Here is a 14,668-nt window from a genome sequence, read left to right as displayed (position 1 = left end):
AGTAATTTTGCATGGATGTTGTGCGTGCTTCGACAAGCTCAGCCTGAGGAAAGAAGTGGATTGCAATGTCTAATTGCAACGTCTCAGACTAGGCTCCCTGCCAGTCTCTACATTCCTCATGCTGAGCTTGTCGAAGCACGCACTACCCATTTACTGGTCAAACGCAAGATACTCCAGGCGGTATGAGCGCCTACCAGCTTACTTTAAGGCCAATATTGCCTTCGAAGACCTCACGTTTGTCGCCATCAACATCAAACGTATAGTCAGCCACAGCGAAGGCGCTGACCGATTTGTTGAAACTGTGAACGATACCGCCGCCAAGTTCCAGCGAGGTGTTTTCACCTTCCGTGACAATATCATCGCCGCCAAACTTCACGCTGTCCTTGGTTTTGAACGAATGCCAGAGATTGGCCTTCACATAAGGTTGGAACAGACCGGATGATGTCTGATAATTGCCTTGCAGCCTTGCGCCGACACGGCCTGTCCAGCCATCATCGGCATCGAAGGCGATATCAGAAAACTCATCCTCCTGATCGTCCAGGGAGATATGCTGCCAGATGATCTGCGCCTGCGGCTCCAAAACCCAATTATCACTGAGCTTGAACGGATAACCACCCTCCAGCGATGCTGTTACGCCATTGCCTTCCACGTCAACGCCAACGCCCCGATCAGAACGGGCGGTGCCGCCGAACCAGCTTCCCATGACAACGGCATCGACATACCAGTTTGTGGGGCCGATATGGGTCCAATAAGCACCGGCGCTGTGGGTGTCCGTATCAATCTTGCCGGTCTTCAGATTGTTCCAACCAAGTGCTTGTCCCCGAATATCGGCATCAAGCGAAGCAAATCCGTAGAATAGCCCGGCTGTATCCTTGTGGCCGCTCTCGCTCTCATAGCGCAGAATGTCGAGTCCTGCCTGTACGCCCCAGAGCGTACCATCGATGGTCGGGGAAACGGTGCCGCCCCAACCCTGTTCGACGTCTTCGCCAAAGACACGGGCCCATGCGGCTGAACCGATCTCGCCCGGAGCAAGAATTTCCTGAGCGCCGCGCCGCTCGTGGAATGTGCTGAGCGTTGCAAAGGCTGTCTGCCGCAGTGCTGGAATTGCTGCCGAATAGGTTGGCACTTCGATGCGGTATAGAGACACAATATCGCCAAGGACGCGGGTTGCACCAGGCGTCGGCGGGGCTGAACCAGCCCCGGGCACCGGCGCCGGATTTCCGGGTATAGGCGGTGCGGATGGCGGCGGCGTTGGCGCTGCCGCTTCCGCCGGTGGTGGAGGCGCGACCGGTGCTATGTCTCCCGGCTGCACAGGCGGCGAGGGATCGACCGGATTCGGGTCGTCCGGATTTACGGGCAAAGGTGGCGCTGGCTCTTGCTGTGGTGGCGGCGGTGGCGGAGATACTTCCGGCGGTTGCGGCTCGACGACCGGGCCAGGATCAACTGGCGAGGGTGCCGGAGCCGGGGCAGGTGGCTCAGGGGAGCTTACCAGCGTGGAGCGCAGATACCAGTTTTGTTCGCTGCCGTCGCTGATGCCGCCCTTGAAGAGGTAATATTCATAGGCACCTGCCGCGACAGCATTGTTGAGCGCAAATGTATTGCTGGTGGTCGTTGCACCATTGACGGTTTCTACCAGAAGAATGCCGTCTTGCGTCGTGCTGGCGCCGGTGCCGCCATTATTGATAACGCTGATGCCAGTCGTACCGGAAGCAACGCCGCCGTCAATGATGAGCTTATCGGAAGCTGAACTGTCATCGCCAAGCACAGTGTCTAGAAACAGCAGCCCACCATTACCGGTATAATTACCGGCAATGCGGAAGCTGTCACTTGTGCCGGTGCCATTGGTCAGATCAATGCGGCCTGCATTGGCTACATTGACGAACTGGCCAGCCACGAAGGATGCAACGGCTGAGTTTGCGCCGCCGCCAAATATAGTGCTGGTTGAATCAACCGAGAGGTTGCCCGTCTGCGTACCCGCATCGCCCAGTGTCAAGGCGCCATTGAAAGTAAGCTCGGTGTCATTGGTCGCAGCGATGTTTTCCCAACTTTGAAACCGCGAAACATTGTCTGCAGCGACATTGCTGAAGGTCAACGCGTCGCTGCCTGCGCCGCCCGTAACCTGTGTCGTCGCGCCAATATTTGCAGCGGTCAGATTGGTGAGTGTGGCAACGTCATTGTCGCCGCCCAGATCAATCGCTCCATAGATAATACCGCCACTGTCCCAGTTGAATGTGTCAGTGCCGAAACTGAGAAGGATGCTACCGCCGACGCTGCCGCCTGTAACCGTAACGCTGTCAGTGCCGCCGCTTACGCTGATATTGCCGCCGATCGTTCCGTTGGACAGGATGATCGTGTCGTTGCCGAAGCCAGTAACAAGATTGCGGTCAATGACACCGCCGGACATATCGAACAGATTGTCATCGAGCTTCATGTTGACGCGCCCGATGCGACCGCCAGTCATGATTGCCCGGTCGCCGTCATCAAAGGCATCGATGATATGTCCTCCCGACATGAAGAAGGTATCGAGATTGTCACCCTGGTTGAGGGAGCCGACAGAGCCGCCAGTCATACTGAAATTGTCTATGCCGCTGCCCTGCTGGACATTGCCGGTAATTGTACCGGAGCCAATTGTCACATTGTCGGCGCCTGCGCCAAAAACAATGCTTCCATTGACCGCGCCGCTGCCACCCGCAGGCATGGTAAGCGTATTGTTGCCGGTATTATCGGTGAGGCCGGTGCTGACGCCGCTATCGCAGACATAGGTGCTGTCGCCAGCTGTCGGCGTAAGATCGCAGGCTGCTTGCGCAACGCCGGAGAATGCGAGAAGCCCAAATGTTGATGTAGTTGAGGCCAGAAGGATGCCGGTTAGTATCGTCCTATGTAATCCAGTGCACAAGACAGGTTTGCCGCGCAGAAAATCCAGAACCATCTACTTCCCCCCAAGTGCGATGTAGTGAACTCGATGCGGAAGTTAGGTAATACTTTAGGTGTAGACAAGCCATTTTATTGAAGAATTGTAGATTAACTTAATAAAACCGGCAGAGGTGCAAACATCTCTGCCGGTTTCTTTGTGATGCTGGCAGTTAAACAGCTGTTTTGAGCTGTACCTGCGGCTTGGGGCCGTATCTGAGGCAGAAGGCAAAGGCGGCGACGAATGCAAGCACGCCAGCACCTACCGAAACATAGAAACCGCGGCTTGCGCCATATTCGTCAATTACCCAGCCTGAAAGGGAAGAGCCTAGCGCCATGCCGATCATGACGCCCGTCATTGCCCATGTGATGCCTTCGGTCAGTTTCGCCGCTGGAACGATACGCTCGATCAGGCCCATGGAGATGATAATGGTTGGGGATACCGCAGCGCCTGCCAGAAAAAGAGCAATAGAGAGGCCGCCAATGCCCTCGACGATGAGCAGGGGCAGCGTCGTCAGCATGGCAAGGCCGATTGCCAGCAGGAACTGTTTTGCCAAAGGCATCTGGAGCTTTAGAGCACCAAAGACGAGGCCAACAATGAGCGAACCTGCGGCGTAGCTCGCAAGCGCAATACCGGCGGCGGCCTTCTGGCCCTGCCCTTCGGCAAAGGCGATGGCGGTGACTTCGGCCGTACCGAACAGCGCTCCGATAGCTGCCAGTGTGATAGCGATAATTTGCAGCGATGGCAGGCGGATTACCGAGGCGTTGTCTGTGCGGTCCTGCGGATGGATGGCGGGTTCAGTGGATTTCTGTGCAACGAACAGTGCACTCCCGACAGCGAGAAGCAAAGTTGCGGCAAGAGGTCCAGCTTGCGGGAAAAGAGCAACACTGAAGCCGATAGCGATGATCGGGCCAACCATATAGATCACCTCGTCAACGACCGATTCAAAGGCAAAGGCTGTGCGCAACTTTGGTGTATCGCGATAAATTTCCGTCCAGCGTGCACGAACGAGTGCCGTCATGCTGGGCATGAAGCCGGCGAGCATGGCGAACAGGAACAATGTCCAGTCGGGGGTGCGATAGTGAGCGGCCAGCATAAGTCCGGCCAGCGCAGCGATTGTGATAAGGGACGAAATCGGCAGAACGCGGCTTTGACCGAAACGGTCCATAAGACGCGATACCTGCGGCGCAATGAGCGCATTGGACAATGCGAATGTCGCGGAGACTGCGCCGGCAAGCCAATAGGTGCCGTGAGTCTGCGATAGCATGGTGACAATGCCGAGCGTTACCATGCCGAGTGGCAGGCGGGCGATGAACCCGGATGCCGAGAAAGCGACGCTTCCCGGCGCAGCGAAAATTTCTTTATATGGATTTGCCATGAAAGACATCCTTTGTTGAACAGCCGCCATTTACATACGCGACGTATATAAATGAAATAGTTGCATACGCCGCGTATGTCAACTAATATACGTTGCGTATGTGAAAGGAAATTTGATGGCCCATAAGCCGCGCAGTGAAATGATCGTCGAAACCCGAGCAAAACTATTGGCTTCTGCCCGGCACGCCTTTGGTACAGTGGGCTATGCGGACGCATCAATGGACGATTTCACCTCTTCGGCGGGGCTTACCCGCGGGGCGCTCTATCACCATTTTGGAGACAAAAAGGGATTGCTCGAAGCTGTTATCAAACAGATCGATGCGGAGATGAATGACCGCTTGATCAAGGTCAATGAGAAAGCAACCAACCGCTGGCAAGGCTATGTCGATGAATGCGTGGCCTATGTCGAAATGGCGATCGAGCCGGAAATACAGCGTATTGTATTGTTGGATGGGCCTGCCGTTCTGGGCGACCCGGCAAACTGGCCAACAACAAATAGCTGTATTCGCTCCATGACCGACAGCCTGACGCAACTTCGTGATGAAGGGGCGATAAGGGATGTCGAGCCGGAAGCAATGGCCCGCATTCTCAATGGAGCGCTAACCCACGCTTCGCTTTGGGTCGCTAATTCCACAGAGCCGGAAGCCACGTTGCGCAAGGCAGTCAAGGCCATCCGGCAGTTGCTGGATGGATTATTGCCAAAACCCTCAGCGCTCGACAAACACTCTTAATCGTTCCAAAGCATCATCCCATTGCCGGGAAACGCCATCAAGATAAGCACGAATATCTTTGATCGGCTCCGGCCGGAACGCAAAATGGCTCTCCCGACCCACCTTTGTGCTGATCACCAATCCAGCGTCCTCAAGAACCTTGAGATGCTTGGTGACAGCCTGACGGGTAATCTGCGCATCCGAAGAAAGGCCCGCAATTGAACGAGTTTGGCCGTCGCTGAGCTTGGTCAGCAGCGACAGGCGGGTTCGATCACCCAAGGCCGCAAATAAAGGTGCGGGATCGGGAAGATGGCTATCGTTCAACATAGGTCTTGATATTCATTATCTGTTCATCCCAACCGCCGTCATTTGAGCGCAGAGCTTCGTCGCGGCGATGGGCGGGCAGGGCGTCAAATCCGGACTCGGTGACGGTCAACCGCGTTCCCTTGGCCGAAGGCTGCAAGCGAAACTCGACCAAGGTCGGTGTCTCATCTGAATAATCCACATCGGGATCAATTGCGTGGGGGTGCCACGTAAAACTGAACAGACGAGGCTCGTCCATAGCTTTCACCGTCGCGTGCCACTTCACATGTTCATAGCCCGGATAGGTAATATGGCCAGTGGAAACCTTACCGGGAACAAAGGGCCCATCAAGCTTGACACGAAACCATTCGCCAAATGCGAGATGATCGGTGAGCGCGCGCCAAACCTTTTCGACAGGCGCATTCAGTTCAATGTTCTTTTCAATGCGGTCAGACATTATGCAACCTCCTGGTTGCTTTAAATCTTGCAGATCAAGAAAAGAAATGCAACCAAAAAGTTGCGGTTCTGGTTTGAATAGGCAGATGGGAATTTTCCTGATTAATATGTTTTTAGAGATCGACAGGAAGAACTATGACGAAATTCTATAATGGCAACACGGTTGAATGGAATTGGGGCAATGGTACCGGCAGCGGTAAAATTGTTCATACGTTCACGAGCACGGTGACGCGGAAAATAAAAGGCGCGGAGGTAACACGCAAAGCTTCCAAGGAAGATCCTGCCTATCTGATCGAACAGGAAAATGGCGACAAGGTTCTCAAAAGCGGGTCGGAACTGAAGCCTGCTGAGTAACAGACAAGGCTCTAAATTGATATGGCAAGTCAACAAACCGAAAATTGGTTTCAAGCTGAACCAAACGACCCTTAGCGCGTTGCCCTTTCACGATAAAAGGGAGAAAACCATGAGCAAGAACATTTCCTATCTGGCAGAGAAGATGCGCGACATCGATATTTGCATGCTGATGACCCATACCAAAAACGGGGCAATTGCAGGACGCCCCATGAGCAATAATCGTGATGTCGAATATGATGGGGATTCCTACTTTTTCACTTGGGATGACTCTCACATGGTTTCAGATATCCAGGGAAATCCCAAGGTGGCTCTGACTTTTCAAGGTGATAAGGCATTTTCCATTTCTCTCGAAGGGAAAGCCGAGATCATCAAAGACAAGAAGAAATTTGAGGAACATTGGACATCGGATCTCGATGATTGGTTCAAGGACGGTGTCGATACAAAAGGAATGGCGATGATAAGGGTTAGCGCTGAGCGCGCTCATTATTGGGATGGCATGGAAGAGGGCGAAATAAAAATCTGATGCTTCCAACAAAAGGCGCTGCCGTAAGCAGCGCCTTTTGTTATGCCATTATCGATCAATCAAGGCGGTGTCACGATCATCCACGTGAAGACATAGGCCTGTAGCATGACGAGGATGCCAACGAGACAGGCCAGTACAATCGAGTGCTTGAAGACGAAGCGCAGGATTGTTCCTTCATGCCCGTACCAATTGGTCGCCGTGGAGGCGACAACAATGGATTGAGCGTCGATCATCTTGCCCATGACGCCGCCGGATGAATTGGCTGCACCCATGAGGATTGGTGATAGGCCAAGTTGCTCGGAGGTAATTTTCTGCAGATTGCCGAACAGCACATTGGATGCGGTATCGGAGCCTGTGAGCGCCACCCCGAGCCAACCAAGCAATGTGCCGAAGAACGGGTAGAGAACGCCGGTTGTCGCAAAAGCCAGCCCGAGGGTAGCATCTATGCCGGACAGCCGTGTGAGCGTGCCGATTGCCAGCATGGCGGAAATGGTAATGAGTGAATAGGAGCAGAGCTTGAGTGTGCGTCCATAGCTGCGGACAAGCTCGCCCGGCGTATAGCCCATGAGAAAGCCGGAAATGATCGCCGCAATCAACATGCCCGAACCCGTATAAGAGAGCCATGTGAAGGCGAATACGGCTTTTTCCGGTGTCGGCGTTGCGGCAATGGGCGCGACCTTCATGATCTGCTCATTAAGACCGGGTACGGGATAGCTCCAGGTGGCCCACGGGTTGACCATGCCTTTGAACCAGTCAGTGCCCCATACCAAAAGCACGGCGCAGACAATGATCCATGGTGTCAAGGAAGCCCAGACTTCCGCTCTCGTCGGCTCTTTCTTTGTCTGTTTGACCGGCGGTACCTGGCTGGCGGAATCATCGCGGATACGCAAGGCTGTCGATGTCCAGATGACCTTTGGCTGCCAGATGCGCAGGAAGCCAATTAGACAGGCCATCGAAATCAACGAAGCGCCAATATCAACGATCCATGGATTAACATAGTTGGAAATCAGGAATTGCGGGATGGCGAAGGACAGGCCGGTGACTAGAATCGCGGGCCAAACTTCCTTCATACCCTTGTAGCCCGCAAAGGCCCACACCACCCAGAATGGAATAATCACCGAAAAGAATGGCAATTGCCGCCCGACCATCGCGCCGAGCAAAAATGGATCGATCCCCGTCACGCTCGAAAGACCGGCTATCGGGGTACCAAGAGCGCCATAGGCAACAGGAGCGGTATTGGCGATCAACGATAGACCGGATGCAGCGAGCGGCGAGAAACCTAGGCCGATGAGAATGGCCGCCGTGACAGCGACCGGCGTGCCGAAGCCGGATGCGCCTTCAAAAAAGGCCCCGAACGAAAAGGCGATAAGCAGGATTTGCAGGCGCCTGTCGCGCGTCACGCCGCCAATCGTGTTCTGCAAGGTCTCGAAGACACCTTTCTCAACCGTTAGCCGGTAGAGAAAAATGACATTGAGAACGATCCAGCCGATCGGGAAAAAGCCGGTGATGACCCCCAAAAGCGAAGCGCGCAGGGACAGATCAGCAGGCATGGTGAAAATATAGATCGCAACCAGATTGGCAGCGATAAGCGCAATAATCGCCGCCAGATGCACTTTGACCTTGTTTGACGCTATCAGCGCAAGCAGAATGACGACAGGTACAGCTGCGGCAAGCGTCGACAGAACAGCATTGTTGAAGGGATTGTAAACCTGATTCCACATAATGAATGCTCTCCCATCATTAATATATGTGTCAGATTCGCTTAGTAGTTACGTGATCAGGAGATATTGCAAGCGCAACTTGTAAGTCATGGGATGTAGAGGGCATTAATCCACTTGATATTGCACCATGGGCTGCAAATGATGTGGTGTAACGCTATTTAGACGCCAGTTACCTCGCCATGCGACACATCGAAAAACTGCGCGCGTCCTTCAAGGCTTTTAAACAGTGCCTGGTCCGTGCCAGTCATGAAAGCCTGACCGCCCAGCTCTTCTATAATGTCAAAGAGCGCCGCCCGGCGCCCTTCATCCAGATGGGCCGCAATCTCATCAAGCAGCAGGATCGGAGCCATCCCTGCAAGTTCGCCAGTAAGTCGGGCATGGGAAAGGATCAATCCTATCAACAGTGCTTTTTGTTCGCCGGTAGAGCAAAGTTCCGCAGGCATGGATTTGGGCCGATGCCGCACGAGCAGGTCGGACCGATGCGGTCCGTCAAGCGTGCGCCCCGCTGCCCGGTCACGCGAGCGGCCATCATGCAGCGCGCGGCGGAATGTTTCTTCCACATCCGTCGCGGACTCTATGCCAATGCGCTGTTCCAGCTCGCCCTCAAGCAGGCAGTCAGCCTTGGGGAAGGGGGTGTCGTCAGGCATTCGCTCTATCATGCCATTGATGAGGCGCATCAATTCCGCACGCGCCGCAGCAATAGCGATGCCAAGTTCAGCCATGGGCGTCTCGATCGCATCAAGCCATGAAGCGTTGGCACGCTCCTCTGTAAGCAGGCGGTTACGGCTTCGCATCGACTTTTCATAGTCTAGAACACGCTTGCCGTGGGCCGGATCGATGGCAAGGACCATGCGATCCAGAAAACGCCGCCTGTCACCGGCAGGGCCGGTAAACAACCCATCCATGGCGGGGACGAGCCAGAGAATGCGTGAATAGTCGAGAAGATCGTCTGCGCTGGTGGCCGTTACGCCATTAACGCGGACGCGGCGGGCCGTATCGCCTGGTGCATTTCCGGCCAAGCCTGTTCCAACATCGACCGTACCTTCGGCTGTGTCGATAGACGCATGAATGGCAAAGCCGTCAGTTGCACTATTGCGGGTAACATCAGTGTAGGTCGCGCGGCGCAGACCCCGACCTGGAGACAGAAACGAAACAGCTTCAAGCAAATTGGTCTTGCCTGCACCATTTTCACCCGTCAACACCACGTGCGAAGGCGCCAGCCGTAAGGACAGGCTTTCATAATTGCGGAAATTGCTGAGCTTCAGCCTGCTGATCGAAACACGGGCTGGCTTGCCCGCGTCCATAGGGGGATCATCGGCCATGAGACTGCAAGGTGCAGCTAGACCCGCATCGGCATGAGCACATAAAGCGCATTCTCATCGCCCGTATCACGCACCAATGTTGGTGAGCCGGCATCGGCAAGCATGAAGATCGCTTCGGAGCCCGTCAGCTGGGCCGTGATATCGAGGAGATATTTGGCATTAAAACCAATCTCGATAGCATCTGAATCATAGTCTGCCGCCAGCTCGTCAGTGGCACTGCCAGAGTCCGGATTATTAACCGTAAGCGTAACCTGACCTTCGGCGATCGTCAGTTTGACGGCGCGACCACGTTCGCTCGAAATTGTCGAAACGCGGTCAACGGCGGCGGCGAAGCTCTGCCTGTCAATTGTGAGCTTCTTGTCGTTGCCTGATGGGATAACGCGTTGATAATCCGGGAATGTGCCATCGATCAGCTTGGATGTAAGAACAACGGAGCCGATCGTGAAACGAATTTTGGTTTCCGATAATTCAACGGTCACCACAACATCGGGATCGTCGACGAGTTTTTGCAATTCAGCCACGGTCTTGCGCGGAATGATGATGCCAGGCATGCCCTCACTACCGGCGGGAGCCTCAAGCTCGGCCCGGGCAAGACGGTGCCCGTCCGTTGCAACAGCGCGGAGCTTCAGTGTGCCGTCGCTTTCAATGGTATGGAAATAGATGCCATTGAGATAATAGCGGGTTTCTTCGGTGGATATTGCAAACTGCGTACGGTCGATCAAGCCTTTGATGGCGCTCGACGGCAGCCGGAATGTATGGGTGAAGGTACCTGCTGTAAGCTCAGGGAAATCCGATTGCGGCAGGCACTGGAGACGAAAGCTTGAGCGACCGGACGTCACGGCCATGGAATTGCCATCCGCATTGGTTGCGAGCATGACTTCCGCACCATCGGGCAATTTGCGGACAATATCGTAAAGCAGATGTGCCGGAACGGTGGTGGCGCCCGCCTGCTCGATCTGTGCCGCAGTCGCTTCGGTCACTTCAAGGTCAAGATCAGTTGCTTTCAGAGCCAGGCTGGCCCCGTCGGCATGGAGAAGAACGTTCGACAGGATCGGAATAGTGTTGCGCCGTTCGACCACGCGGTGGACATGGTTGAGCGACTTCAAAAGGTTGGAACGTTCAAGAGTTACACGCATGATAAACCGGTCTCACTGACTTTTGCCAAACAAGTGTCTGGTGGTGGGGAGGCATTCCCCTTAGGTCAAGCAAATTGGCAGAAAACAGACGTAAAAAGCAAGCCTGCGGGGAGCAACACACGTTCTCGCCGCAGGCTTTCTGTTGATAAGCTGTTGAATGGCGCTGCTTATTGCGCCTGATCGTTGATGAGGCGCTTGAGTAGTTCAAGTTCCTGCGACAGTTTTTGATCCTTGCCGACAATATCCTCGATCTTGCGCACGGCATGGAGCACAGTTGTGTGATCCCGTCCGCCGAAACGGCGACCGATCTCGGGAAGCGAGCGTGGTGTGAGCATCTTTGCCAGATACATGGCAATCTGGCGTGGCTTGACGATGGTCCGCGTGCGTCGGTTCGACAGAAGATCCTGCTTGGAAACATTATAGTGACGCGAAACGATGCGCTGAATTTCTTCGATGCGAATACGCTTGGCTTCACCGCCACGCATTAGGTGGCTCAAAAGCTCGTCAACGCGATCAACCGAAAGATTGGGCTCGAAAGTCTGGCGGAACAGAAGCTGATTGAACGCACCCTCAAGCTCACGGCCACTACCGGTAACGGAACGTGCGACGTGATCAAGAATTTCCGGCGTGATATCCAGCGACTTGTCCTCCGCCTGCGCCGCCACAAGCCGGCGCTGGAGAATTTCAAGGCGCATTGCATAGTCTGGCGAGATCATTTCGAGCGCGACGCCGCCCTGAAGACGCGAACGAACGCGTGGATCAAGCGATTCCAGCTCTGATGGGGGACGGTCAGCCGCAACAACGACCTGCTTGGCGCTGTCGAGCAGCGTATTGATAAGATGGCAGAACTCATGCTGGATCGACTTACCCTGCAGGAACTGCATGTCATCAATGATGAGAAGGTCGATATCGCGCAACTGCTCCTTGAAAGACAGCGCGTTATTGTCGCGAATAGCGGTTGCAAAGCGCCACATGAAATATTCAGCGGTAAGGTAGACAACGCGGGCGCGTTCTGGCCGCTTCAAGGCTTCGGCTGCAATGGCTTGCAGGAGATGGGTCTTGCCGAGGCCAACCGAGGCGTGAATGAACAGCGGATTGAAGCGGACAGCACTGGCGCCGGCATCCGCTATGGTGCGGGCAGCAGCCAAAGCGACACGGTTTGGTGTGCCGTCGACAAAGGTGTCGAATGTATAGCGGGGATCAAGCGGCGAGCCGAAAACAGCATTTTGCGCACGGTCGGTGAAGTGGGCAGGCGTTTTCTTGTCGGAAGCAAGGTTGCCCACCGGGAATACCGGCTTTTCGCGGGCGAAGCTGGACTTGTCAGATCCGGCGCGATCAGCTCCAGAGGCTTCGCTGCGCAATGCACTTTCATCGCAGGATGGGCGGATAGCGGCCCGGCTTGCGCTACGGAAAACGATCTCGACCTTGAGAACCTGTTCGTCTTCTTCGCGCCATAGCGCTGCAATCATGTCCGCGTAGTGATTGTTGATCCACGACCGGAGAAACGCTGTGGGGACAGACAGGCGAACGATGCTCTTTGATGTTTCATCCAGCTTCAGGCGGCCAAACCAGCTCGAATAAACTTCGCTTCCCAGTTTTGCTTTCAGTTTGAGTTTTACACGCTCAAAGATCGCTTCGCCCGGACTGGTGGCTATCTCCATAGCTTTCCCCTCACCCATATGGAGCGGGACTATGGCTGCTTTTGCGCCGTTTTCCATTATTCCGCTGTTCATTGTCATTCGCCTCATCCTGAAAGATATGTATCGGGTCTTTTTGTTTTGCCCGTGGTTTTTGCGTGCCGGCTTTCACCGCACAGTAAATCCGGACGTTCAGCTTTGCGAACGGTCCGTTCATTTTAAGCTAGTTGTTGAAGTTTGAAACGCTGACACGCATTTGGAATGAAGACCCGTATTGCGAATTTTCGATCAATGTCACCGTTCTATCCTTCTCAAGTTTTGAGCGCGACAAGACTCACGCCCGGCTCTCGCCAGCGCCGTCAACGCCCTCGTTTAATGAAATGACTCCAAGTCCGTTGGACCTGAGCACTGACAAAAACTACCCGTTACGCAAACTAGAAATCTGCGTTCACAACCAAAATTTTATAAGCCTGTTAATTGGGTTTTTCCCACCCCGTCGATGTCTGGACCTTACAAAAACCTTTGCGGTGAGGGCAAGTGCGAGTCGCGGGATTTTTAATGAAGCAAGGGTTAACGGAATTGCATTTTTTTTAACTGTTGTCGGGGCAAGCGGGAAAAAGTGTTCGGATTCAACGCCTTTTTTAGAGCTCACATTTTGTTGCAGTGCGGAGTCCGACGACCAAAAAAAAATAATAAATATTCGCTTGACAGTAGCTCCAGCCGGAGAATCCGAACCCTCCATTTGATCTATGGAGGCTACCTTCGCTAACTTATTGAAAATAAACGATAAAGAGTGGCTGTCGCTTTCTGTCTTACATTGCTTGTGACAAGCATATGACATTGCATGGGCAAGCCGTATTGTTTTTCTCGGGAAACGAATTTATTCCCAAAAAAACGCCAATAAAAAAACCCGGCTAAGGAATAGCCGGGTTTTCATATGTAAATTTAGAATGGTTTTAAGCAGTCATGCCCTTCAGGCGCGATGACAAGCGCGATACCTTGCGCGAAGCGGTGTTCTTGTGGAAGACACCCTTCGATGCAGCGCGCATTACTTCTGGTTCTACTGCCTTGAAGGCAAGGGCAGCAGCTGCCTGATCGCCACTTGCTACCGCATCTTCGAACTTGCGAAGGAAGGTACGCACGCGCGAACGGCGGGACTTGTTTACTTCGGTGCGGGCTTCGATCTTACGCGCCGCTTTCTTGGCCGAAGGAGTGTTGGCCATGATGCCTCTCTTTTCTGTCAGCTAATCGACAGCTTCAGGCTGTCGTCACAAAATAATAGGGCGGCCAAGGGCCACCGAACGTTGACGGGCTTATAGATGAGGTTTGCTTATGCGTCAACTTGGAATCTGTGGAGAGTTCCCGCAAATTCGCAAGGTCGGCATCGACAGGCTGATCGGAGGGCAAAAAGGGCACTGGATCCGCCTGTCGAGCAATGGTTTTTACCTGTCCTTGAAGTTGGCGGCGCGTTTTTCGGCAAAAGCGGCCATGCCTTCTTTCTGGTCTTCCAGTGCAAACATGGAATGGAACACGCGCCGCTCAAAACGCAGACCTTCAGTCAGCGTCGTCTCATAAGCCCGGTTCACCGTCTCCTTTGTCATCATGACGACAGGCAGGGAGAAGGACGCGATCTTATGGGCGGCCTTCAGCGCTTCCTCAACAAGTTCATTTGCTGGAACCACGCGGGAAACCAGCCCGCTGCGTTCTGCTTCATTCGCATCCATCATTCGGCCTGTCAGGCACATGTCCATGGCTTTGGATTTGCCAACAAAGCGAGTGAGCCGCTGTGAGCCGCCCATGCCGGGCATCACGCCGAGGGTAATCTCCGGCTGCCCGAACTTGGCCGTATCGGCAGCAATGATGAAATCGCACATCATGGCGAGTTCACAGCCACCGCCCAGCGCATATCCGGCTACAGCTGCAATCATGGGTTTGCGGATAGCGGTAACGCGCTCCCAGCCGCTGAAATGGTCACCCGTATAGGCATCGGCAAACTGCAACGTTTGCATTTCCTTGATATCGGCGCCAGCAGCAAAGGCTTTTTCAGAGCCCGTAATCACGATTGCGCCTATTCGGGCATTGGACTCAAAGAGCTCGAGCGCCGTTGTCAATTCGGCCAGCAAAGCGGAGTTCAACGCATTGAGCGCTTTGGGCCGGTTGAGCTGAATAAAACCAACCTTCTCCCGCGTCTCGACGATGATGTTCTCATAGGCCATGA

At 54.2% G+C, this 14,668-nt stretch carries 13 protein-coding genes; 3 read left to right on the top strand and 10 right to left on the bottom strand.

Translation table 11 applies throughout. The features are described 5' to 3' along the window. Nucleotides 1-190 precede the first annotated feature (190 nt). Together V9K95_RS09695 and V9K95_RS09690 are read right to left on the bottom strand one after the other, a co-directional pair. A complete protein-coding gene (locus V9K95_RS09695) occupies nucleotides 191-2,929 on the bottom strand; it encodes an autotransporter family protein (RefSeq protein ID WP_336440672.1) in 2,739 nt (912 codons plus the stop codon). 154 nt (nucleotides 2,930-3,083) lie between these two features. Further along, on the bottom strand, nucleotides 3,084-4,289 hold the full coding sequence (locus tag V9K95_RS09690) for an MFS transporter (protein ID WP_115051403.1): 1,206 nt from the start codon (nucleotides 4,287-4,289) through the stop codon (nucleotides 3,084-3,086). Nucleotides 4,290-4,404: 115 nt separating this feature from the next. Between V9K95_RS09690 and V9K95_RS09685 the strand changes: the two genes are divergently transcribed. Further along, a complete protein-coding gene (locus tag V9K95_RS09685; RefSeq protein ID WP_115051402.1) occupies nucleotides 4,405-5,019 on the top strand; it encodes a TetR/AcrR family transcriptional regulator in 615 nt (204 codons plus the stop codon). On the opposite strand, the gene V9K95_RS09680 is transcribed toward V9K95_RS09685, so the two are convergent. Together V9K95_RS09680 and V9K95_RS09675 are read right to left on the bottom strand one after the other, a co-directional pair. Next, nucleotides 4,996-5,325 carry an ArsR/SmtB family transcription factor gene (locus tag V9K95_RS09680; protein WP_307282411.1) on the bottom strand — a complete coding sequence of 110 codons (330 nt, stop codon included), beginning with the start codon at nucleotides 5,323-5,325 and terminating at the stop codon, nucleotides 4,996-4,998. The two genes, V9K95_RS09685 and V9K95_RS09680, sit on opposite strands and share 24 nt — an antisense overlap. Next, a complete protein-coding gene (locus V9K95_RS09675) occupies nucleotides 5,312-5,758 on the bottom strand; it encodes an SRPBCC family protein (RefSeq protein ID WP_336440671.1) in 447 nt (148 codons plus the stop codon). The genes V9K95_RS09680 and V9K95_RS09675 overlap by 14 nt, the downstream gene beginning before the upstream one ends. 134 nt (nucleotides 5,759-5,892) lie before the next feature. Here V9K95_RS09675 and V9K95_RS09670 point away from each other — a divergent pair, with 134 nt between their 5' ends. Beyond that, nucleotides 5,893-6,111 (top strand): HVA1 family protein, encoded by a 219-nt coding sequence (locus tag V9K95_RS09670; protein WP_115051400.1) that lies wholly within the window; start codon nucleotides 5,893-5,895, stop codon nucleotides 6,109-6,111. A 109-nt stretch (nucleotides 6,112-6,220) separates the two neighbouring features. Continuing rightward, on the top strand, nucleotides 6,221-6,634 hold the full coding sequence (locus V9K95_RS09665; RefSeq protein WP_336440670.1) for a pyridoxamine 5'-phosphate oxidase family protein: 414 nt from the start codon (nucleotides 6,221-6,223) through the stop codon (nucleotides 6,632-6,634). Nucleotides 6,635-6,693: 59 nt separating this feature from the next. Here V9K95_RS09665 and V9K95_RS09660 read toward each other — a convergent pair whose 3' ends face one another. The 6 genes from V9K95_RS09660 to V9K95_RS09635 form a co-directional block, all read right to left on the bottom strand. After that, a complete protein-coding gene (locus tag V9K95_RS09660) occupies nucleotides 6,694-8,355 on the bottom strand; it encodes an L-lactate permease (RefSeq protein ID WP_307282418.1) in 1,662 nt (553 codons plus the stop codon). Nucleotides 8,356-8,513: 158 nt separating this feature from the next. Next, nucleotides 8,514-9,677, bottom strand: a complete 1,164-nt coding sequence (gene recF, locus V9K95_RS09655; protein WP_336440669.1) for a DNA replication/repair protein RecF — start codon at nucleotides 9,675-9,677, stop codon at nucleotides 8,514-8,516. A gap of 17 nt (nucleotides 9,678-9,694) precedes the next feature. After that, on the bottom strand, nucleotides 9,695-10,813 hold the full coding sequence (dnaN, locus tag V9K95_RS09650) for a DNA polymerase III subunit beta (protein ID WP_115051396.1): 1,119 nt from the start codon (nucleotides 10,811-10,813) through the stop codon (nucleotides 9,695-9,697). 167 nt (nucleotides 10,814-10,980) lie between these two features. Further along, nucleotides 10,981-12,474 (bottom strand): chromosomal replication initiator protein DnaA, encoded by a 1,494-nt coding sequence (gene dnaA, locus V9K95_RS09645; protein WP_435530116.1) that lies wholly within the window; start codon nucleotides 12,472-12,474, stop codon nucleotides 10,981-10,983. A 932-nt stretch (nucleotides 12,475-13,406) separates the two neighbouring features. Next, on the bottom strand, nucleotides 13,407-13,673 hold the full coding sequence (gene rpsT / locus V9K95_RS09640) for a 30S ribosomal protein S20 (RefSeq protein WP_008122492.1): 267 nt from the start codon (nucleotides 13,671-13,673) through the stop codon (nucleotides 13,407-13,409). A gap of 219 nt (nucleotides 13,674-13,892) precedes the next feature. Further along, nucleotides 13,893-14,666, bottom strand: coding sequence for an enoyl-CoA hydratase (locus V9K95_RS09635; protein ID WP_336440668.1), 774 nt, complete (start codon nucleotides 14,664-14,666; stop codon nucleotides 13,893-13,895). Between the last annotated feature and the right edge of the window lie 2 nt (nucleotides 14,667-14,668).

Origin of the sequence: Phyllobacterium sp. CCNWLW183 (assembly GCF_037203775.1) — a bacterium.
GTDB lineage: Bacteria > Pseudomonadota > Alphaproteobacteria > Rhizobiales > Rhizobiaceae > Phyllobacterium > Phyllobacterium ifriqiyense.
This window is presented reverse-complemented; position numbering and strand designations above follow the sequence as displayed.

Excerpts from the sequence above, each read along its gene's own strand:
- dnaN (WP_115051396.1), bottom strand. The coding sequence starts at position 10,813 with ATGCGTGTAACTCTTGAACGTTCCAACCTTTTGAAGTCGCTCAACCAT.
- V9K95_RS09665 (WP_336440670.1), top strand. The coding sequence starts at position 6,221 with ATGAGCAAGAACATTTCCTATCTGGCAGAGAAGATGCGCGACATCGAT.
- V9K95_RS09690 (WP_115051403.1), bottom strand. The coding sequence starts at position 4,289 with ATGGCAAATCCATATAAAGAAATTTTCGCTGCGCCGGGAAGCGTCGCT.
- V9K95_RS09660 (WP_307282418.1), bottom strand. The coding sequence starts at position 8,355 with ATGTGGAATCAGGTTTACAATCCCTTCAACAATGCTGTTCTGTCGACG.
- rpsT (WP_008122492.1), bottom strand. The coding sequence starts at position 13,673 with ATGGCCAACACTCCTTCGGCCAAGAAAGCGGCGCGTAAGATCGAAGCC.
- V9K95_RS09695 (WP_336440672.1), bottom strand. The coding sequence starts at position 2,929 with ATGGTTCTGGATTTTCTGCGCGGCAAACCTGTCTTGTGCACTGGATTA.
- dnaA (WP_435530116.1), bottom strand. The coding sequence starts at position 12,474 with ATGGAGATAGCCACCAGTCCGGGCGAAGCGATCTTTGAGCGTGTAAAA.
- V9K95_RS09685 (WP_115051402.1), top strand. The coding sequence starts at position 4,405 with ATGGCCCATAAGCCGCGCAGTGAAATGATCGTCGAAACCCGAGCAAAA.
- recF (WP_336440669.1), bottom strand. The coding sequence starts at position 9,677 with ATGGCCGATGATCCCCCTATGGACGCGGGCAAGCCAGCCCGTGTTTCG.
- V9K95_RS09680 (WP_307282411.1), bottom strand. The coding sequence starts at position 5,325 with ATGTTGAACGATAGCCATCTTCCCGATCCCGCACCTTTATTTGCGGCC.
- V9K95_RS09675 (WP_336440671.1), bottom strand. The coding sequence starts at position 5,758 with ATGTCTGACCGCATTGAAAAGAACATTGAACTGAATGCGCCTGTCGAA.
- V9K95_RS09635 (WP_336440668.1), bottom strand. The coding sequence starts at position 14,666 with ATGGCCTATGAGAACATCATCGTCGAGACGCGGGAGAAGGTTGGTTTT.
- V9K95_RS09670 (WP_115051400.1), top strand. The coding sequence starts at position 5,893 with ATGACGAAATTCTATAATGGCAACACGGTTGAATGGAATTGGGGCAAT.